The following is an 18,998-nucleotide window of genomic DNA, read 5'->3' as shown; positions in this document are numbered from 1 at the left end:
TCCTATTTCTCCAGCCGCGCCAGCAGCGAGGACGTGTCCCAGCGCTTGCCGCCCATCGCCTGCACGTCCTTGTAGAACTGGTCGACAAGTGCCGTCACCGGCAGTTTGGCGCCGTTGCGGTCGGCCTCGGCGAGGCAGATGCCAAGATCCTTGCGCATCCAGTCGACGGCGAAGCCGAAATCATATTTGCCGGCATTCATCGTCTTGTGCCGGTTCTCCATCTGCCAGGAACCGGCCGCACCCTTGGAAATCACCTCGATGACCTTTTCGATGTCGAGCCCTGCCTTCTTGCCGAAATGGATGCCCTCGGCCAGGCCCTGAACGAGGCCGGCGATGCAGATCTGGTTGATCATCTTGGTGAGCTGGCCAGCCCCGGCCGGTCCCATCAATCCGACCATGCGGGCATAAGCATCTATGACTGGCTTGGCCCTGTCGAAGGCGTCGGGCTCGCCGCCGACCATCACGGTCAGCATGCCGTTCTCGGCGCCTGCCTGGCCGCCGGAGACCGGGGCGTCGAGGAACGCAAACCCGAGCGCTTGCGACTGCTGCGCCAGTTCGCGCGCGACCTCCGCCGATGCCGTGGTGTTGTCGATGAAGATGGCGCCTTTCTTCACGGAATTGAAGGCGCCTTCGGCACCGGTCGTCACCGAGCGCAGATCGTCGTCATTGCCGACGCAGGAAAAGACGAAGTCCTTGCCCGCGGCCGCCTCGGCTGGTGTCGCGGCGAAGCTGCCACCATGCTGGGCAACCCACTGCTCGGCCTTGGCCCTGGTGCGGTTGTAGACGGTGACGTCGTGACCGCCCTTGTTCTTGAGATGTCCGGCCATCGAATAGCCCATGACGCCAAGACCAAGAAATGCCACCGAAGCCATGTTTTCGAATCCCTTAGTAGCCTGCTTTGCGGTCTTCTTACCGGATCAGGCAAGGCGATGGGAGTCAGCGGTGCAGATGGATGGTGATGCGCCGTTCGATCCACTCGACGCCGTGGCGCAATGTTTCCACGATGATCAGATAGATGATCGCCGCCCAGATGTACGACTGAAAGTCGAAGGTGCGCGCATAGGTGAGCCGGGTGATGCCCATCAAATCGTAGACCGTGATGATGGCGACGATTGCCGAGCCCTTGATCATCAGGATGATCTCGTTGCCATACGGGCGCAACGCGACGATCAGCGCCTGCGGCAGGATGATCTTCCACATCGTCTGCAGTTTGTGCAGGCCGAGCGAGGCGGCACCTTCCCACTGGCCCCTCGGCACGCTCTCGATTGCGCCACGCAAAATCTCGGCCTGGTACGCGGCCGTATTCAGCGAAAAGGCGAAGATCGCGCAGTTGAACGCTTCGCGGAAGAAGCCCCACAGTCCGACCATCTCGAGCTCCGGCCGGAAGGAGCCGACCCCATAGTAGACCAGGAAGGTCTGCGCCAACAGCGGCGTGCCGCGAAAGAAATAGACATAGGCATAGGCGAACCCCGAAAGGATCGGGTTCTTCGACATGCGTGCATAGGCGATCGGCACCGACAGGATCGCGCCAAGCACAATCGAGATGGCAACCAGCAACAGGGTGATGCCGAGGCCGGATATGTAGCCGGGTGCATATTTCTGGAAGAACTCCGGGTTCCACGCAGCGACCAGGTAGACGACCATGCCAATGCCGAGAGCGATCCACAGGCCGACCAGGACATGGCCGAGGATGCGTTGACGCGACCAGCCGCGTGCGGGCGGCGGCGGCCGGTCGACCTTCAGCGTGTCGGTGGCCAGGCTCATCTCTTGACCTCGCTGCCGCCGACCGCTCGTTCGATCGCATTGATGCCGAAGGAGGAGACGATCGCCAGCAGGAGATAGATCAGGCCGGCAAAACCGTAAAACAGGAAGGCATGCTTGGTGACGCGCGCGGCAACCCCGCTCTGCCTGAGGATCTCGTTGAGGCCAACGGCCGAGACGAGCGCGGTGTCCTTGAGCAGGATAAGCCAGAGATTGGCAAGTCCGGGTAATGCGATGCGGATCAACTGCGGCAGCACGATCAGCCGCATCGTCTGGCCGCTGGACAGGCCAACCGAATAGCCTCCCTCATATTGCCCTTTTGGAATGGCGCGGAAGGCGGATAAAAACACCTCGCTGGAATAAGAGGAGAAAATGAAGCAGAGCGCGATCATGCCGGCGACGAAACTGTTGACGTCGGCGGACGTTCCAGGGCTCACTAGGCGGACAATGTACTGCAGGATCAATGGGATGCCGAAGAAGATCAGAAACAGCGTGAGCAGCTCGGGTATTCCGCGAAAAATCGTGGTGTAGATGTTCCCGGCCAGTCTCAGCGACGGCTCTTCCGACTGTTTGGCCAGCGCCACGAAAAAGCCGAGCGTCAGCCCGAAGGGCAGAGTGGCCAGCGCAAGACATACTGTGACAAACACACCCGCGGCGATGTCGTCGAGCCAGCCTTCGGGTCCCCAACTGAGAAGCGTCAGTGCGCTCTGCATCCGCCTGCCTGTTCTCCTTGAGGCTCTTTGAGACCCGTGCCGCGTCACCCCTCGTGCGCGGCATCCTTATAAGAACGGCGGGAATCTCCCGCCGTTCAAGTCCTCGTATGTCGGTCGATCAGGACTCGCCGCCATAAACGTCATATTTGAAGTATTTGTCGTTGATTTCCTTGTACTTTCCGTTTGCTCGGATGGCGTCGATTGCCGCATTGAACTGGTTGACCAGGTCGGTCTCGCCCTTGCGCACGGCAATGCCGGCGCCCGGACCGTGGATTTCGATGACCGGCTTGATTGTGCCGACCAGCTTGCAGCAGGCGCCGTCCGGCGAATCCAGCCATTGCTGCAGCACGACGATGTCGTCATTGGCGGCATCGAGCCGGCCATTGGCCAGATCGAGCTGGTATTCCTGTGCGGTCGGGTACGGCTTGACGGTGCTGTCGGTATAAGTCTTGGTCGAATAGTTGAAATGCGTGGTGGACGCCTGCACGCCGATCGTCTTGCCGGCCAAATCTTCCTTGGTGACACCCTTGATGTCGGTGTCCTTGGGCGCGGCGATCGCCGGCGGCGTATTGTAATATTTGTGGGTGAAGTCGACCTTCTCGGCGCGTTCCGGCGTGATCGACATCGACGCGACGATGGCGTCGAACTTGCCTGCCTGAAGGGCTGGAATGATGCCGTCCCAGTCCTGCGCGACGAAGGTGCACTTCACCTTCATCTCGTCGCACAGCGCCTTGGCGATGTCGATATCAAAGCCCACGAGTTGGCCGTCGGCGGTGAGGTTGTTGAATGGCGGATACGCTCCCTCGGTACCGATCCTCAAGGTTTTTTCCTGGGCCTGGGCAACGCCAAGCGTCAGCAGCGCAGCCGAAGCGGCGAGCGCGATACGCAGTGCAATACGCATAATGGTCCTCTCTGTTGGTCCCGGCCGTCGTTCCCGAACGGCTCTGTGGGCGGTGCTTTTGACCGCCCGCTGGCGCGATACTCCCATTGTTTCCCAAGAAAAAGCAACTGCAAAAACCGTCGCTTGAGGGAAGGTCATGTTCAGAAAACGGTGACGCTGGGTCAAACGCCTAAATGGAGAGAAAGTGGCCGGAACCCCCTGCGGCCGCGATCTCAGCGCGTCAGGCCGGTGGCGCGCTCGATGAAGTCAGCGATCGAATTCGTGTCGTCGAGATCGAAGGCCGGCAGGTCTTCGCCGACAATGTGGAAGTCGGACGCGATAGCGACAATGTGTGGATCGGCTGCAGAGAGCGGTGTCTGGTCCTTGGCCTCGAGCCGTCGCGTCTCGATTTTCTTGTGCGCCTCGCGCTTGTAACCCTCGACCAGCACGATGTCGGAGGGTGCCAGCCGTGACAGGATCGCGTCCAGCGTCGGCTCGTCCTCGCCGCGCAATTCGTGCATCAGCGCCCAGCGCCTGCCCGACACGACCGCGACCTCCATCGCTCCCGCCTGCCGGTGGCGAAAGCTGTCCGCTCCGGGTTTGTCGATGTCGAAATCATGATGGGCGTGTTTTACCGTCGACACTTTCCAGCCGCGCCGGACGAGCTCGGCCACCAGCTTTTCGGTCAATGTCGTCTTGCCGGAGTTCTTCCAGCCGGTGATGCCAAAGATACGTCTTTTCATGGCTCGATGCTCTGCAACAGATGTGCGGCCTGGGCAAGGTCGTCGGGAGTGTTGATGTTGAAGAACGGATCGATCTCGGCTCCGCCGAATTTCAGGATGGGAAATTCCACCTCGACAAAACCGTGCCGGTCGATGAACGCCGCAACGCGCCGGTTGTCTTCCTCGACGAGAAATTGTCGCAAGGCCTGATCTAACCCTAGCGGCCAGAGTGCAAAGGTCGGATGCCGTTTTCCGCCGGAACAGGAGACCGCGATAGAGCCCGGGCGCGCATAGGCTGCCGCGAGCAGCCGCTCGACCATGTCCTTGGGCAGGAAAGGCGTATCGCCGGCAGCCGTGACCAGCGCTTGGCAGGCCGCGTCGGAAGCCCATTCGAGGCCGGTCAGTATCCCGGCAAGCGGTCCGGCATAACCTTTGACGGTATCGGCAAGCACCGGAAGCCCCGTCGCGGCAAATCGTGTCGGATCGCCATTGGCGTTTAGCGCAAGCGGGCCGACCTGCGGGCCAAGGCGCGAAACGACACGGTCGAGCAGGGTGCCGTCGCCAAGCGCAAGCAGGGTCTTGTCGCCGCCACCCATCCGGCTCGATCGGCCGCCGGCCAGAATGATCCCTGCGATATGTCGGCCCATCGTTTGCTGCCTAGACCCAATGACCAAAATCCAGTTTTCAAATCGGACGGTCGTCGACAGTCACCCTATATGCCGTCCGGCGCCATGTCCGGTCCAGTGCTTTCGGCGGCTGTTTTTCGCCGGCCGACGATCCGTTCGCGGTAGAGTGCATAGAGGCCTGAGGCGATGATGATCGTGGCACCGACGATCATCGGCAGATCCGGGACATCGCCGAAGATCGTGAAGCCAAGCAGGATCGACCAGAGCAGGGCGGTGTAGCGGAACGGCGCGATGAAGGAGATATCGCCCACCCGCATCGCCGTGATGATGAAGTGGTAGCCGATGAGCACGAGCACTGCCGCCAGCGCCAGGAACGCCGTGCTTTGTCCTGTCATCGGTGTCCAACCGCCCATCGGTGAAAGCAATGCCGCGCCCAGAAACGTCATGGCAAGGGCGGTGGCGCTCGACACCAGCAATGTCGGAATTGCCTGCGGTATCCGCTTGGTGGCGAGATCGCGCACCGCACAGCATGCCACGCTGGCCAGCGCCAGCAGAGAAAAGACGCTGAACCCTTCGAAGCCCGGCCGCACGATGATCAGCACGCCGGCAAAACCGACGGCAATAGCCAGCCAGCGCCGCCAGCCGACGCCCTCGTTGAACACAAGCGCTGCGCCCATCGTCACTGCCAGCGGCAGCGCCTGCAGCACGGCGGAGACATTGGCGATCGGAAGCTGCGCCAGAGCAACCAGGAACGACACCGTGGCGCCGGCCTCGCTGGCAACGCGCAGCGCAACGGTCGGCTGCAGCATCGAGCCTGGCCGGGCAAGCGCGCCGCGTTGCCACGCAAGCAGGCCAACGAAAAGCGAAGCGAAGGCGCCGCGGATCAGCATGACCTGCGCCATGTTCATCGATTCCGACGAGAATTTCGTGATAGCGTCGTTGACGGTGAAACCAGCCATGGCCACCATCATGAACAACGCGCCGCGCAGGTTTGGCGAAAGAGGCAAGGCAGATTACCGGGTGAGTCCTGCAGCAAGCGTCTATCAGGCACCCGCAAAACAGCAACGTCAAAGGGCTGGGCCACAGCCTTTCTATGGCCCGTAACATCTGTCGCGCAAGAGCGGCAGGGCTTATTTGGGCGTCAGTACCTCGGTGCCGTTGCCTTCCTTGCCGGCAATCGTCCACAGGCCACGCAGCGAGCCGTCGTCCTGCACTCTGTAGACGACAAGACCGACCGCCTTGCCCATGACATAACTGGCGGAGAAGGCATCGTCGTTGCGCATGCAGATGCCGTCCGAGGACGAGCCGCCTGTCTCCCAATGGATTGTGCAGGTCGTCTCGCTGGTCAGCGTGATCGTCGCGTCGCCACCATAGGACGACCCATCGAAATTGGTGCCGGCCACGGCATAGGTGCCGCCGATCGACTGGGCCGCCGCGGGCAGGGCCGCGAGGCTGAGCAATGCAAGAGAAAGAATGAGTTTGCGCATATCGTATTCCCCCACTGGGCGAAGAACCGCTCCAGAGCAGAGGCTAGGCCCGAATGGGCTTGCGGTAATCCGGTGACCGTTTGCGGACAAGACCTTTTCTGGTGTGACCCCGAAAGGTGCCCTTTTAAAGGTTCGGTTCGGATGGCAAATCGATCACACTGCCGCTCGAGGAGAATTCTCGACGAGATCAATTTGCTCGGCAAGAGTCGCCAAATTGGTCATTGTAGGCTTCTGATCTTGTCTGGGGAGGTGGTCCATGACGAATGCACGAGGCAATGCGGACAGGCTTGGCACAGGAAGCAGGCGGCACGTTTCGTCGGCTTTCCGGTTCTCTTCTGCACTGGCGGTCATCTTCATGGCGATAGCGTCTGCGTTGGCCGAGAACGGCGCTTCGGCGTCGGCAGTCGAACGGATGTCCACGCCGGGTCACGAAGCGAATGAGCTCGCTCGCCGCATCGGGAAATGGAACGTCGTCAACACGATCTGGCCAACCCCCGGTGCGCAGCCGATCGTGATGACCGGGCTGGTGGCCGAACGTACGATGATCGGCCCCTTCATGCAGGAGGTGATGCGCCCGGCGCCCGGGTCGAAAATCCCGGACTTCCAGCGGATAGCCTATTTGAGCTATGACCGGGTGGAGGGCCGCTGGAAGTATGTCTCCATGGACACCCGTTTCCCGGCAGGGATCATGCCCGCCTGGAGTTTTGGTGGCGAGGAGGACGGCAAGATTTCACTGCTTTTCGAGCCGCTTGGTTTCGTCGGCTTCGGGCCCGAGGTCGAAGGGCGATTCACGGCCTCCGATTTCATCATTTCCAGGGACGGCGACAATCACGAAGTGGCCGAGCAACACTTCCTCCAGGCCAATGGCAGCGGCAGGAAATGGCTCGCCGTGCAGTACGTCTACACGCGTCAGCCTTAATTCATCAGCAAAAAACAATAGGCTGCGAATACGTCGAGACGGGCCGGATGCTCACGGCCCCCTGAGGCTGCCGGCGATGGCACCGACGAGCGGGTCGTATTTCGATTTCAGGGCTGGCGGATAGTCGATCCAGACCGTGCGGATGACACCATCTTTTCCGAACAGGCGGCGTTCGTAGAAGATGTTCCCGCCTTTGATGCCCGACAGCACCGCCCAGTCCTTGCCGGTCTTGCTGTAGGTGATCCTGTAGCCAGGTTCCTTGCTGGCCCTCTCGGCGGAGAGGAAGGCTTTCGGGGTGTCATCATCGATATTGAGGATACCCGAACAGATCAGGCTGGCGCCATCGGCGGTGAGCCATTGCTGTCCATCGCCATTATCCGGCTCAGGCTGGCGAAGAGTGAAGATTTCATCCGGAAAGGTGCAGACGGTACCGAAGCGCTCGTTCGTATAGGTAAATGACGCGGCAACTGCCATGGTCCCCGCCATCACTCCGAAAAACGTCAGGACTGCAAGAAACCGCTGCACGCCTTGCCTCGCGCTGATACCAAGGCGATTGTTCTTGCACGAAATCGGCTAAAAATCAGCCGCCGGTGACGCTCATATGCCGCGACACCGACGGACGGTTGGTGCGGCGATCGATGATGAAGTCATGGCCTTTGGGCTTGCGGTCGATTGCTTCGTCGATGGCATCGGCGACCAGCTCGTTGCCTTCCGACGCGCGCAGTGGCGCGCGCAGGTCTGCGGCATCTTCCTGGCCGAGGCACATGTAAAGGGTGCCGGTACAGGTCAGCCGGACCCGGTTGCAGCTTTCGCAGAAATTATGCGTCATCGGCGTGATGAAGCCCAGCCGCCCGCCGGTCTCGGCGACATGGACGTAGCGGGCCGGGCCACCGGTCTTGTAGGGAATATCGCTCAGCGTGAATTGGCGCTCGAGTGCTGCACGCAGCAGCGACAGCGGCAAATACTGATCGGTGCGGTCGGCATCGATCTCGCCCATCGGCATGGTTTCGATGACCGTCAGATCCATGCCGCGGCCATGCGCCCAGCGTAGCATGTCCGGCAATTCGGCGTCATTGAAGTCCTTCAACGCCACAGCGTTGAGCTTTACCTTCAGCCCGGCCGCCTGCGCGGCGTCGATGCCATCCATGACCTTGTCCAGATTGCCCCAGCGGGTGATCTGTCGAAATTTGTCGGCATCGAGAGTATCGAGCGAGACGTTAATGCGTTTGACGCCGCAGTCGGCGAGCTCGGCGGCAAAGCGGGAAAGCTGCGATCCATTGGTGGTCAGCGTCAGCTCGTCCAGCGCACCGCTCTCGAGATGCCGCGAAAGCTGGCGCACCAGATGCATGATGTTCTTGCGCACCAGCGGCTCACCGCCGGTGAGGCGGAGCTTGCGTACGCCCTTTTCGACGAAGACCGTGCAGAGCCGGTCGAGCTCTTCCAGCGACAGCAGGTCCTTCTTGGGCAGGAACGTCATGTCCTCGGCCATGCAATAAGTGCAGCGAAAATCGCAGCGGTCCGTAACCGACACGCGCAGGTAGGTGATCGTGCGACCGAAAGGATCGATCATATCCATGCTGTACGCTTCCCGTGGCCGTGAACGGCTTCGTTATATATAGCTATGTGATACGAGCCAACTTGCCATTCAAGATATCAGCTCGCGATCTCCGGTAACATTCCGACGCCGACAGATCATGTCGGAACTTTCGATGCGGCCTTTTCCCTCGACACGAAGCGGCGTAGGGAAGGGCGGTTCTCCGCAGGATCCACCACCATGACAGCGCCGAAGGAACTCAGGGTCTCGAAAGATCGCAAGCTGCTTTCCGTGACCTTTCCGGGACATCAGCCGTTCGAGTTGCCGGCCGAGCTTCTGCGGGTCGCCTCGCCATCGGCCGAGGTGCAGGGCCATTCGCCCGAACAGCGCGTCACCGTTCCCGGCAAGCGCAATGTGGCGATCCTGAAGATCGAGCCGGTCGGCAACTATGCCGTGCGCATCACCTTCGACGATTTCCACGACACCGGTATCTTCACCTGGAACTACCTGCATACGCTGGGTCATGAGAAGGACGCACGCTGGGCCGCCTATCTCGCCGAGTTGGAAGAGAAGGGGCTGAGCCGCGACCGCTGAATGGTTTCGCGGTATGCTCAGCGCAGGATCGCCAGTATCTCGCCGGTGTCATAGTAAAACGGCGTGCCTTCGATCAGTCGGTCATCCTTGAAGCGCAAGACTTCGGCAAACGGCTGTATGATTGTTGCACCAGTGGCTCGCGACGTCAGCGAAAGCATGCAGCTCATGAACACCACGTTATCGTTCCGGGCGGTTTGAAGATCCTCCACCGCCACGTCGCTCCAGATTTCCCGCATGTTGCGGAAAAGAGCGCCAACGCCGTCGAGGCCATTCCAGTCACCGGCATAGGGCAGGGACTGCGGCTCATGCACCACAATCTCGGCATGGAATGCGCTGGCAAGCACATCGAGCCTTTCCGACCCTGATTGCAGGAAACGCATTTCAACATTGAACATGTTTTCAATAAGTTCCATGGCGGTGCGTCGCCGGTCGAGCGGTTTATCCATTTTCGGTCTCCGTATCCGTCGGTGCGATTGTGTAGGTGAAAGCGGTTTGCCCTTCTTCGCGTTGCCTCGACACCCGTTTCCTGATGACCGGCAAGCGGGCACGATGTCGTGAAAACGTCATGCATCTGGAGTAGCGCCGGCAAAGCTTTGGAGACGAAAACATGTCCATGATCACCAGCGTCGAACAGCTCGAAACGCTCTATGGCCTGCCTGGCGAGGCGTCGGTGGTCAAAGAACTCGATCAGCTGATTCCCGAATACGCAGCTATCATCGAGGCTTCGCCGTTCGCCGTGCTCGCAACCTGCGGGCCTGAAGGGCTGGACTGCTCGCCGCGCGGCGATCTCGCCGGCTTCGTCCGCATCCACGATCCGAAAACGGTGATGATGCCAGACCGGCGCGGCAACAACCGTGCCGATTCGCTAAGGAACATCCTTCGCGATCCGCGCGTCGCGCTCCTGTTCCTGGTGCCGGGTTCCGGCACGACGCTGCGCGTCAATGGCCGCGCCCACATCACCACCGATGCCGCGCTCTGCGACTCGTTCGCAGTCGAAGGCAAGCCGGCGCGCTCGGTGACGGTCATCGAGGTCGATGCGGTCTATTTCCAGTGCGCCCGCGCCATCCACCGGTCGGAGTTGTGGAATCCGGCAAGGCATGTCGACCCGAGATCGCTGCCGACTCCCGGCCAAATTCTGGAAATCACCAGCCGCAAGAACATCGACGGCGAGGTCTACGACAAGGAATGGCCGGAGCGCGCGAAAAAATCGATGTGGTGAAGCACTTGTTGGTGGAGCGCTGGGCTGTCAGGCGGTCTTCAAAACCTCGGCAACCCTACGCATCTGTTCGCCGATCATGTCGCATTGCTCCGGCGTCGACTGGCTCATCGCCTTCTCGATCAGCGCCATATGGACCTTCAGCGCCTGCATCAGCAGTGCCTCGCCGGTCTCGGTCAACGTCAGCCGCAGCACGCGCTTGTCCTTCTCGTCGCCCTCGCGGCGCAGCAGGCCACGAGTCTCCAGCTGCGGCAAAAGCATGGTGATGTTGGAGCGACCGACCAGCAGCCGGCGAGCGAGGTCGTGCTGCGACATGCCGGGATGACGGTAGAGGTTCATCAGCACGTCGAGCTGCGCCGGCTTCAGGTCGAGCGGCGCCAGCTTCACCGCCAGGGTGCGTTCCAGCACGTGGCATGCGCGCGCCACTGCCACCCAGTTGCGAAAGCGCGGATTGTCCCAGGGCAGGTCTTGCTTAATGTTCATGTTTGAACTATTATGTTCATGCTTGAACCAATGAATGGATCGCCACTATGGCATCATTTGGACTGAAGGTCATCCGCGGCACGTTCGGAGTGGCTGAGCATGTGGCACCGCGACTCACCGGGCGCGCTGCATTCGAGCTGTTCTGCCGCACGCCGCATGAGAAGAGCTTGAGTGAAGGCGAGCGCCGCGCAATCGATCGCGCCGCCGATTTCATGACCCAGGCACGACATCACCGGCTAAAGACCAGAACCGGCTGCGTCATGGTGCATGAATTCCGGCCCGAGCCGGGCAGGGCCACTGCCGGCACCGTGCTCGTCATCCATGGTTGGCGTTCGCGCACCGAATACATGCGCACGCTGATCGAAGCCTATCGCGATGCTGGCTATAAGGTCGTCTCGCTCGACCTGCCGGGCCACGGCCAGTCGCAGGGCCGCCGGCTTACCCTGGTCAGTGCGGTCGACGCGGCACGGGTTGCCGGCGAATGGTTCGGGCCGTTTGCCGCGATCGTCGGCCATTCCTTTGGTGGTGCCGTTGCCGCCAATGCAGTTGCCGGTTCAATCAGGAACATCCCGCGATTGGCGGCCGGGCGACTGGTGCTTATCGCTGCGCCGAGCTCACTGCCGGCAATCTTTGCTGATTTCAGTCGCATGCTGAATGTCGGCTCGCGCTCGCAGGTCGCCATGGCCGACCGGGTCGAGCGTATCGCCGGCCGGCCGTTGCACGAGTTTACCGGTGATCGCCAGCTGGCAAGCACGCTGCTGCCGACGCTGGTGATCCACGCGCCGGACGACCGCGAAGTGTCCGCCGATCATGCAAGGCTCTACGCGCGCGCCGGAGACCATGTGCGGCTGTACTGGGCCGACGGGCTCGGCCACCGCCGCATTCTCGCCGACAGGGGTGTGGTGGAGCGTGCCGTTGGCTTCGTTGCCGGCAGGCTGGAGCCGTCTCTGCAGTGATCTGAATGTCTGGTCTTGTCTGCCGGGTTCGATCGTCACGCCGCCACCCCGGTGCCGGCCATCGCTATCCAAGCCGCCATTGCCCCGGCCACCGTCGCCAGAAGGGCCGAGCGCGACGCGCCGTCGCGCGCCTGGATCGACATGCCGTGCTGCACGGTGGCGTAGAAGGTCGCGGCCGTACCGCAGTCGAAATCGGCCGGCAACTCTCCTTCGGCCACGCCACGCTCGAAGCGTCTCAGCAAGGCTTCGCGGTTTTCGGCGCGGCGACGGCGCAGATCATCACAGATGGCGCCGCGGCTTGAGTCCTGGTGCAATGCGGCGAGCGCGATAAGGCAGCCTTGCGGACGACCGGTCTGTGAATAGGCCCTGGCAGTCTGCCGCAGGAACCGCTCGACGGCCTGGCGCGCGGTCGGCGCCTTTTCCAGCGCGGACCAGATCTCGGTTCCCTCGACCCGCGTGTAAAGCTCGGTTGCCTCGAGAAATAGCGCTTCCTTGCTGCCGAAGGCGGCATAGAGGCTGGGTGAGTTGATGCCCATTGCAGCGGTCAGATCGCTTATCGACGCGCCCTCATAACCCTTGAGCCAAAACACTTCCATTGCGCGCCGCAAGGCGGCGGCTCGATCGAAGGTGCGGGGGCGGCCTCGTTCCGGCATGGTATCCTTTCTGTATTGATCGATACATAATTCAGTTGACGTGGTTCAGCAAGGCTGGCAGATATTTATGTATCAATCACTACAAAATGGAGAAGCAGATGTCATCCAGAAGCTTGAACGGCAAGGCCGCCCTCGTCACCGGCGGCAGCCGCGGCATTGGTGCGGCGATCGCAAGAAGGCTCGCGGCCGACGGCGCAGGCGTGGCGATCACCTATGTGAATGGTGAGGAAAGGGCACTCGCGGTGGTCAGGGAAATCGAGGCGGCCGGCGGCCGGGGCTTTGCCATCAAGGCCGACAATCGCGATGCTGCGGCGATCGAGGCGGCAGTCGATGAGGCAGCAAAAGCCTTCGGACGGCTCGACATCCTCGTCAACAGCGCCGGCATCTGGCGCGCTGCGCCGATCGATGCTCTGTCGCTTGCCGACTTCGATGAGACGATGGCGGTCAACCTCAGGGCCCCGTTCGTCGCCGTCAAGGCGGCAGCAGCACATATGGGCGAGGGTGGCCGGATCATCTCGATCGGCAGCAATCTGGCCGAGCGTGCCACCGACGCCGGCCTGAGCGCTTATTCGGCCAGCAAGGCTGCCTTGGTTGGCCTGACCAAGGCCTTTGCCCGCGATCTCGGTCCGCGCGGCATCACCGCCAATGTCGTCCATCCGGGGTCGACCGATACCGACATGAATCCGGCAGCCGGCCCGCACGCCGAGCATCAGCGCCAGAAGATGGCGATGCCTCGCTTCGGAACGGCCGACGAGATCGCCGGCATGGTCGCCTGGCTTGCCGGTCCCGAAGGACGCTTCGTGACAGGCGCGGCATTGATCATCGACGGCGGCGCAAACGCGTGAGACTTGGTCATTGGACGGTTGCCGTTCTGGCCGAGGACGGCGACGGATTCGCTTGACCCGTCACGACCTTGTGAAACCGTTCTGCAACAGACGTTCCGAAATTTATGGAAGCTTAACGAAATCAGTATGAATCAGTGTAGTCACGCCTTACATCCGCCATGGGGTGGGCGAGACCGTGAAAGCGGTGCGGAACGGGATCCGGTTCAACCGGAGCGGGTGATCCATGAAACTCCTTGGAAACAAAGCAACCGTGCTGCCGTTCGCGGTGGCCGCGGCAATGCTGGCCTTCGGGACGCCGCAGGTTGAAGCGCAAGGGTTCTTCGACATGCTTTTCGGCGGCGGCGTCAAACACGCACCGCCGAAAGGTAACTTTCCGCCGCCACCGTCAAAATACAAGCCCAAGGCGCCAGCCGCTTCCGGTGGGGGTGGTGGTGCGCAAATCAGCAGCCCGTCCTATTACACCTACAAGAGCGATCCGCTGGTGCGCGTCGATTTTTCGGCACTGTCGGCAGCGCCTGAACCGGCAACGCCTCAGGATGCTGCATTCGAGCCGACGGCCACCGGGGCTGCATTCCGCGAAGCCATTGCCGGGCTCGACGGCTATGATCTCTACGCCGAGAAGGACATCGCCAAGGCGCTGATCGCGTACTACTCAGCCAATCCGGATTTCCTCTGGGTGACGGGAACCAGTCCCAACAGCCGTGCCGAGGATGCTGTGCGGGTGCTGGGCGAGGCCGCGAGCTACGGCCTGACGCCCGCCGACTACACCGTCGAAGTTCCGGCAGCAGGCGCATCGGCGGGCAATGCCGATGAGCGCCTGAAAGAGCTGGTTCGCTTTGAGATGGCGATGTCGGCCCGTGTCCTGCGCTACGCCCGCGACGCACAAAGCGGCCGCGTCGATCCCAACCGCATCACCGGCTACTACGATTTTCCGCCGAAGCCGCTCGACATGGAAGGGGTACTGAAGACGCTGGCCCATACCCAGCAAGTGCGCACTTATCTCGAATCACGGCATCCACAGAATTCCGAGTATCAGGCGCTGCGCGTCGAACTGGAATCGCTACAGGCCAGCGCCGAGGACGAGATCGTCGTCGATCCCAATCTGCTGTTGAAACCGGGGCAGACCAGCCCCGAGCTGCCGAAGCTTTTGACAAGGATCGCGCGCAATCTCGATGACGAGATGGGCGGTGCCTATGGCGAGGTGCTGGCGAGGCTCGCCACCAGCGAGGTCTACGATCCGGAGCTGGTGCCGGTGATCAAGGCGGTGCAGAAACGGGCCGGCATGAAAGGCGACGGCGTCATCGGCCCGCGTACCGTTGCATCGTTGGCCGGAACGTCCAAGGCCGACAAAATTCAGAAAGTTCGGGTTGCGCTCGAAGAGTTGCGCTGGCTGCCTTCCGACCTCGGCAGCCCGCGCGTCTTCATCAACCAGCCGGCTTTTACCGCGAGCTATATCGACGACGGCGAGGAAAAGCTGAAGACCCGCGCCGTGGTCGGCAGGCCCACCAACCAGACTGCTTTCTTCTATGATCAGATCGAGCAGGTCGACTTTCATCCCTATTGGGGCGTGCCGCAGTCGATCCTGGTCAACGAGATGTTGCCGCGGCTGCGGCGCGATCCTGGCTATCTCGACCGCGCCGGCTATGAGGTGGTCAATGCCCGCGGCAAGCGCATTCCCTCATCCTCAGTCGATTGGGGTGCCTATGGCGCAAAGATACCCTACGGCGTGCGCCAGTTGCCGAGCGAGGCCAATGCGCTGGGCGAGCTGAAGATACTGTTTCCCAACAAGCACGCCATCTACATGCACGACACACCACAGAAGTCATTTTTCCAGCGCGACATGCGCGCGCTCAGCCATGGTTGCGTTCGCTTGCAGGATCCGCGCGGCATGGCGGCTGCCGTGCTCGGTACCTCGGTCGACTACATCGAGGACAGACTGAAACACGGACATTCGACCGAGGACGTGACACGCAAGATCCCGGTCTATGTCGCCTATTTCACCGCATGGCCGGACCTGTCCGGTACCGTCGAATATTTCAATGACGTCTACGGCCGCGACACAAGGCTGCAGCAGGCGCTCGACAGCACGGAAGCGGTGCGTTCGCCGGCCAGCTGAGAGATACGGTTCTAGCGCTGAAACAGTGGGCGCCGGAAACCCGCATCGCGTCCGGCGATGAGCCAGTAGACCAAGCCCGCGACAACGCCTGCCGCGGCAATGATGCCGATATCGGCCCAGCGCTCCGGGTTCGTGTCGTCCGGTACACTGGGCCAGATCAAGGCGAAGCCGCCAACCGCGGCCGCCGCGCCGAAGACCATGTGCAGCCAAAAACTGCGCAGCGAGAAAAACTCGGCAATCAGTGCGAAGATCAGCGTCTGCAGGCCGGTCATCACAATCGTCAGAAAATAGATGAACATGCCGAGCGGCGGCAACAGCAGCACCGCAACGGGGGTGACACCCATGACGTCGAAATAATTCGGCGCATTTGGCAGCGAACTCAGCCCGCCATAGATCGCCGCCACCGCGATCAGCCCAACCAGTACCGCTATGAAATAACCCGCGAGCACCATCAAAAAGCGTTTCAATACGTGCTTTACCGTCGCCATGCCCACCCCCGCGCGCAATGATAGCACCCAGTCAGCCATCAAAGTCATATCTACGCAAGGGTGTGCCGAAGGCCGCGGGCCTTCGAGGAGCGGCATTTTTTAGAATCTGGACCGTTGGCGGCCAGCCTCATTTCGGCGCGGCTGTCACCGGATCATAGGTGATTTCAACTTTCGCCTTGTCGTTCGTGTAATAAATGACGGTGTAGGCGCCGCTGTCCCAATCGATTTCCTTGATGTAGCGGAAGTCGTCGCGCTGCTCGACCTTGGCGATGATTTCCGACAGCTTCTTGGCATTCTGCGGCGGCACCGGATTTTCGTCCGCGGCAAAGGCCGATCCGCCGACAAGCAGCACGGCGGCCGCCAAAACAAGTCTGGACATGGCTTTCCCTCACATTTCGATGAGCAGAAACTCATCTACATACGGGTTTGTTCCCGGACTCGGGCTTGCGGATCGTCCAGACCGGCAATTGTGCCAAGCGTAAGTGTGCCTGTCAGTCTTATAGCTTGCGGAAAAGCGCACGGAAAACCAATGCGATCATGCGCTGGTTCTCGATCACGGCAGCATTCCCCGTCGGTGATGGCTAAGTGCTTGAAAAGATGGTGGGCGATGCAGGGATTGAACCTGCGACCCCACCCGTGTGAAGGGTGTGCTCTCCCGCTGAGCTAATCGCCCGCTCGTTGCCCGAAGGCCAAGCGCGCCGCGATATAAGGGAGGCCGGCCTGCGAAGTCAACCACTTGTCGGCCGTCATCTGGCCGTCTGGACTATGACCGGCTTCAGCCTTCTGCCGCGGCCATCAGCCCTTGTACCAGATCGAGCGTTAACGAATCGAAATGCGAGATCACCGCCGATGGTTCGAACTCCCGCACATGACGATCGGTGTAGCCGAAATCGACTGCCACTACCGGAATGCCGGCGGCCTTTGCCGTGTCGATGTCGGTCTGCGAATCACCGACCATCAGTGCACGGTGCGGATCGCCGCCGGCACGCGCGATGGTCTGCGTGAGATGGCGCGGGTCGGGCTTGCGGAACGGAAAACTGTCCTGGCCGCAGATCGCCGCGAAATGCCTGGTCATACCGAGCGCCTCGATCAGCGCCACCGAATTGGCCTCATATTTATTGGTGCAGATGGCCAGCAGGTAACCGGCTGCCTCGAACCGTGCGATCGCCTCGGGAACGCCCGGGTAGGGGCGCGATTTGCCGGGAATGTTAACGGTGTAATGGTCCAGAAACAGCTTTAGCAGGCGATCGTGCTCCTCCACGGCCAGCGACCTGTGTTGCGCTGCATGGGCGCGCTCGATCATCACGCGGCCGCCATGGCCGACGAAACGCTTGAAGCCGACTTCGTCGACGGCCGCGAGCTGGCTGGCGGCAAGGCTGTGGTTGAGACTGTCGAGCAGGTCCGGCGCCGTGTCGATCAGCGTCCCGTCGAGGTCGAACACGATGGTCGGTCGGGTCATGGCCTGTCCTGTGACGATTCGATTGCCGGCAGGCGATAACCGCTGCCGCCCGTTCAGGCAAGCCGGCTTATCCACCGCGGGCAAGGTCCTTTGACCAGCTCGGCAAAAATGCTACGAGCGCCTAAACAAATCTTGGGGCCCGGCATGGATGCGAGGCAATTGAAGGTTGAGGCCGCGCGGACAGCGCTGGCCCATGTGACGGATGGCATGCGGCTCGGCATCGGCACCGGCACGACAGCGGATGAGTTCGTGCGGCTGCTCGCCGACAAGGTCGCCACCGGCCTGACTGTCATCGGCGTGCCGACCTCGGAGCGCACCGCCGTCCTTTGCACCCAGCTTGGTGTGCCGCTGTCGACCCTCGAGGAAACACCGGAGCTCGACCTCACCATCGACGGCGCCGACGAGATCGATCCGGCGCTGACATTGGTCAAGGGCGGCGGTGGCGCGCTGCTGCGCGAGAAGATTGTCGCGGCGGCCTCCGTCCGCATGATCGTCATCGCCGACAGCTCCAAGATGGTCGAGATGATCGGCCGCTTTCCGCTGCCCATCGAAGTCAACCGGTTTGGCCTGCGCGCCACCGAAATTGCGGTTGGCGTGGCGGCTGCAAACCTGGGCCTTTCCGGCCCTGTTACATTGAGGATGACGGGGACCCAGCCATTTGTTACAGACGGCGGCCATTTTATCCTCGATGCATCTTTTGGCCGCATTCCGGATACAAGAGCGCTTTCGAATGCTCTCCACTCCATTCCCGGCGTGGTCGAGCATGGTCTTTTCATCGGGCTGGCGACAACGGCCATCATAGCCGGCGGCGACGGCATCCAAACCGTCCATGCCGCCCGAAAACCAAGGAGTTTTACCGATCATGATGTTGCATAACCGGGTTGGCCGCTTTTTTGCCATTCTGGCGGCCTCGGCCGTTTTCGCGTTTTCGTCGCCGGCGTTTTCGCAGGACGTCACTGATGCGCATCTGAAGGCGGCGCGTGCCGCGGTCGCGGCGATCCATGCGACGGATACGTTCGACAACATCCTGCCGCAAGCGGCCGCGGCGCTCGAGCAGCAGCTGATCCAGAAGAACCCGGACATGCAGGAACTGATCGCCAAGACGATCAACGAGAAGGCGATGGCCTTGGCATCGCGCCGCGCCGACCTGGAAAAGGAAGCAGCGCTTGCCTATGCAAAGGTGTTCTCGGAAAAGGAACTCAATGAAATCGCCGCCTTCTACAATTCCGAGTCCGGCAAGAAGCTGCTCGACAACGGCCCGATCGTGACGCGCGAACTGGTGAAGGCTGCCGAGATCTGGCAGAACGGCTTGGCTCGCGATCTCGCCCAGCAGGTCGGCGAGACCCTGGGTGCAGCGGCGAATGCCAAGGCGCAGGCTGCACCTGCCGAGGGTGCCGCCCCGGCAGACGGCGCTGCTCCCGCGGACGCCACGCCGAATTGATCGCGGACTTCCGAGTGGCCTGACCGCCACTGGACCAGAAAGCCCGGCAAGTCCGGGCTTTTCTTTTGATAGTCGGCAGCCTACCTGTCTCGATGTTTGAGGGGC

Annotated in this window: 24 protein-coding genes, 1 tRNA gene and 1 pseudogene; 8 read left to right on the top strand and 18 right to left on the bottom strand. The window is 61.5% G+C overall.

The features are described from left to right. Positions 1 to 2 precede the first annotated feature (2 nt). From NKJ17_RS15785 to NKJ17_RS15745, 9 genes and pseudogenes are all read right to left on the bottom strand, one after another. Positions 3 to 875: pseudogene (locus NKJ17_RS15785) on the bottom strand (NAD(P)-dependent oxidoreductase); the annotation flags it as partial. A 61-nt stretch (positions 876 to 936) separates the two neighbouring features. Then, on the bottom strand, positions 937 to 1,764 hold the full coding sequence (locus NKJ17_RS15780) for an ABC transporter permease (protein WP_023675012.1): 828 nt from the start codon (positions 1,762 to 1,764) through the stop codon (positions 937 to 939). Then, positions 1,761 to 2,474 carry an ABC transporter permease gene (locus tag NKJ17_RS15775; protein WP_023675013.1) on the bottom strand — a complete coding sequence of 238 codons (714 nt, stop codon included), beginning with the start codon at positions 2,472 to 2,474 and terminating at the stop codon, positions 1,761 to 1,763. The genes NKJ17_RS15780 and NKJ17_RS15775 overlap by 4 nt, the downstream gene beginning before the upstream one ends. 118 nt (positions 2,475 to 2,592) lie before the next feature. Beyond that, positions 2,593 to 3,375 (bottom strand): ABC transporter substrate-binding protein, encoded by a 783-nt coding sequence (locus NKJ17_RS15770; protein ID WP_023717637.1) that lies wholly within the window; start codon positions 3,373 to 3,375, stop codon positions 2,593 to 2,595. A gap of 212 nt (positions 3,376 to 3,587) precedes the next feature. Further along, positions 3,588 to 4,097 (bottom strand): molybdopterin-guanine dinucleotide biosynthesis protein B, encoded by a 510-nt coding sequence (mobB, locus tag NKJ17_RS15765; protein ID WP_352689347.1) that lies wholly within the window; start codon positions 4,095 to 4,097, stop codon positions 3,588 to 3,590. Continuing rightward, positions 4,094 to 4,723, bottom strand: a complete 630-nt coding sequence (mobA, locus tag NKJ17_RS15760) for a molybdenum cofactor guanylyltransferase MobA (protein ID WP_352689345.1) — start codon at positions 4,721 to 4,723, stop codon at positions 4,094 to 4,096. Before mobA ends, mobB begins: the two co-directional genes overlap by 4 nt. A 65-nt stretch (positions 4,724 to 4,788) precedes the next feature. Further along, a complete protein-coding gene (locus tag NKJ17_RS15755) occupies positions 4,789 to 5,709 on the bottom strand; it encodes a DMT family transporter (protein ID WP_352689344.1) in 921 nt (306 codons plus the stop codon). Between the two features lie 123 nt (positions 5,710 to 5,832). After that, positions 5,833 to 6,189 carry a hypothetical protein gene (locus tag NKJ17_RS15750; protein ID WP_352689342.1) on the bottom strand — a complete coding sequence of 119 codons (357 nt, stop codon included), beginning with the start codon at positions 6,187 to 6,189 and terminating at the stop codon, positions 5,833 to 5,835. Between the two features lie 153 nt (positions 6,190 to 6,342). Further along, positions 6,343 to 6,546: a hypothetical protein gene (locus NKJ17_RS15745; RefSeq protein WP_352689341.1), complete on the bottom strand. Its 204-nt coding sequence runs from the start codon at positions 6,544 to 6,546 to the stop codon at positions 6,343 to 6,345. Between the two features lie 16 nt (positions 6,547 to 6,562). Here NKJ17_RS15745 and NKJ17_RS15740 point away from each other — a divergent pair, with 16 nt between their 5' ends. Continuing rightward, a complete protein-coding gene (locus NKJ17_RS15740) occupies positions 6,563 to 7,108 on the top strand; it encodes a hypothetical protein (protein WP_352689340.1) in 546 nt (181 codons plus the stop codon). A 51-nt stretch (positions 7,109 to 7,159) separates the two neighbouring features. Here the strand turns inward: NKJ17_RS15740 and NKJ17_RS15735 are convergent, their stop codons facing one another. After that, complete coding sequence (locus NKJ17_RS15735) at positions 7,160 to 7,582, bottom strand: hypothetical protein (protein ID WP_352689338.1); 423 nt, start codon at positions 7,580 to 7,582, stop codon at positions 7,160 to 7,162. A 106-nt stretch (positions 7,583 to 7,688) separates the two neighbouring features. Beyond that, positions 7,689 to 8,684, bottom strand: a complete 996-nt coding sequence (gene moaA, locus NKJ17_RS15730; RefSeq protein WP_352689336.1) for a GTP 3',8-cyclase MoaA — start codon at positions 8,682 to 8,684, stop codon at positions 7,689 to 7,691. A 198-nt stretch (positions 8,685 to 8,882) separates the two neighbouring features. On the opposite strand from moaA, the gene NKJ17_RS15725 reads away from it, so the two are divergent. After that, positions 8,883 to 9,236, top strand: a complete 354-nt coding sequence (locus tag NKJ17_RS15725) for a gamma-butyrobetaine hydroxylase family protein (protein WP_023717628.1) — start codon at positions 8,883 to 8,885, stop codon at positions 9,234 to 9,236. 17 nt (positions 9,237 to 9,253) lie between these two features. Here NKJ17_RS15725 and NKJ17_RS15720 read toward each other — a convergent pair whose 3' ends face one another. Beyond that, on the bottom strand, positions 9,254 to 9,682 hold the full coding sequence (locus NKJ17_RS15720) for a nuclear transport factor 2 family protein (protein WP_352689335.1): 429 nt from the start codon (positions 9,680 to 9,682) through the stop codon (positions 9,254 to 9,256). 161 nt (positions 9,683 to 9,843) lie between these two features. Between NKJ17_RS15720 and NKJ17_RS15715 the strand changes: the two genes are divergently transcribed. Next, entirely contained in the window at positions 9,844 to 10,455 is a 612-nt protein-coding gene (locus NKJ17_RS15715) for a pyridoxamine 5'-phosphate oxidase family protein (protein WP_352689333.1), read from the top strand. 27 nt (positions 10,456 to 10,482) lie between these two features. Here NKJ17_RS15715 and NKJ17_RS15710 read toward each other — a convergent pair whose 3' ends face one another. Further along, positions 10,483 to 10,935, bottom strand: a complete 453-nt coding sequence (locus NKJ17_RS15710) for a MarR family winged helix-turn-helix transcriptional regulator (RefSeq protein ID WP_352689332.1) — start codon at positions 10,933 to 10,935, stop codon at positions 10,483 to 10,485. Between the two features lie 47 nt (positions 10,936 to 10,982). Between NKJ17_RS15710 and NKJ17_RS15705 the strand changes: the two genes are divergently transcribed. Beyond that, a complete protein-coding gene (locus NKJ17_RS15705) occupies positions 10,983 to 11,891 on the top strand; it encodes an alpha/beta hydrolase (protein ID WP_352508427.1) in 909 nt (302 codons plus the stop codon). Between the two features lie 35 nt (positions 11,892 to 11,926). Here the strand turns inward: NKJ17_RS15705 and NKJ17_RS15700 are convergent, their stop codons facing one another. Next, the gene (locus tag NKJ17_RS15700) at positions 11,927 to 12,544 is read right to left on the bottom strand and encodes a TetR/AcrR family transcriptional regulator (protein WP_352689330.1); all 618 of its coding nucleotides are present in this window, start codon (positions 12,542 to 12,544) and stop codon (positions 11,927 to 11,929) included. Between the two features lie 98 nt (positions 12,545 to 12,642). On the opposite strand from NKJ17_RS15700, the gene NKJ17_RS15695 reads away from it, so the two are divergent. Beyond that, positions 12,643 to 13,389 carry a 3-oxoacyl-ACP reductase family protein gene (locus NKJ17_RS15695; RefSeq protein WP_352689329.1) on the top strand — a complete coding sequence of 249 codons (747 nt, stop codon included), beginning with the start codon at positions 12,643 to 12,645 and terminating at the stop codon, positions 13,387 to 13,389. Positions 13,390 to 13,612: 223 nt separating this feature from the next. Next, positions 13,613 to 15,505, top strand: a complete 1,893-nt coding sequence (locus NKJ17_RS15690) for a L,D-transpeptidase family protein (RefSeq protein ID WP_352689327.1) — start codon at positions 13,613 to 13,615, stop codon at positions 15,503 to 15,505. An 11-nt stretch (positions 15,506 to 15,516) separates the two neighbouring features. Here NKJ17_RS15690 and NKJ17_RS15685 read toward each other — a convergent pair whose 3' ends face one another. The 4 genes from NKJ17_RS15685 to NKJ17_RS15670 all read right to left on the bottom strand — a co-directional run bounded on the left by NKJ17_RS15685 (position 15,517) and on the right by NKJ17_RS15670 (position 17,452). Continuing rightward, on the bottom strand, positions 15,517 to 15,993 hold the full coding sequence (locus NKJ17_RS15685) for a hypothetical protein (protein WP_352689355.1): 477 nt from the start codon (positions 15,991 to 15,993) through the stop codon (positions 15,517 to 15,519). Positions 15,994 to 16,120: 127 nt separating this feature from the next. Beyond that, positions 16,121 to 16,372 (bottom strand): PepSY domain-containing protein, encoded by a 252-nt coding sequence (locus NKJ17_RS15680; protein ID WP_254817240.1) that lies wholly within the window; start codon positions 16,370 to 16,372, stop codon positions 16,121 to 16,123. Positions 16,373 to 16,591: 219 nt separating this feature from the next. Continuing rightward, positions 16,592 to 16,666 (bottom strand) — tRNA-Val (locus tag NKJ17_RS15675). A 102-nt stretch (positions 16,667 to 16,768) separates the two neighbouring features. Then, positions 16,769 to 17,452, bottom strand: a complete 684-nt coding sequence (locus NKJ17_RS15670) for a phosphoglycolate phosphatase (RefSeq protein ID WP_352689325.1) — start codon at positions 17,450 to 17,452, stop codon at positions 16,769 to 16,771. 144 nt (positions 17,453 to 17,596) lie between these two features. Here NKJ17_RS15670 and rpiA point away from each other — a divergent pair, with 144 nt between their 5' ends. Further along, on the top strand, positions 17,597 to 18,328 hold the full coding sequence (gene rpiA, locus NKJ17_RS15665) for a ribose-5-phosphate isomerase RpiA (RefSeq protein WP_352689324.1): 732 nt from the start codon (positions 17,597 to 17,599) through the stop codon (positions 18,326 to 18,328). Beyond that, positions 18,315 to 18,893, top strand: coding sequence for a DUF2059 domain-containing protein (locus tag NKJ17_RS15660; RefSeq protein WP_352508431.1), 579 nt, complete (start codon positions 18,315 to 18,317; stop codon positions 18,891 to 18,893). The genes rpiA and NKJ17_RS15660 overlap by 14 nt, the downstream gene beginning before the upstream one ends. Positions 18,894 to 18,998: the final 105 nt, after the last annotated feature.

The organism is Mesorhizobium sp. M0208, from assembly GCF_040322015.1.
Classification (GTDB): domain Bacteria; phylum Pseudomonadota; class Alphaproteobacteria; order Rhizobiales; family Rhizobiaceae; genus Mesorhizobium.
Note: the sequence above shows the minus strand (reverse complement) of the source record. Positions and strands in the feature narration are given on the sequence as shown.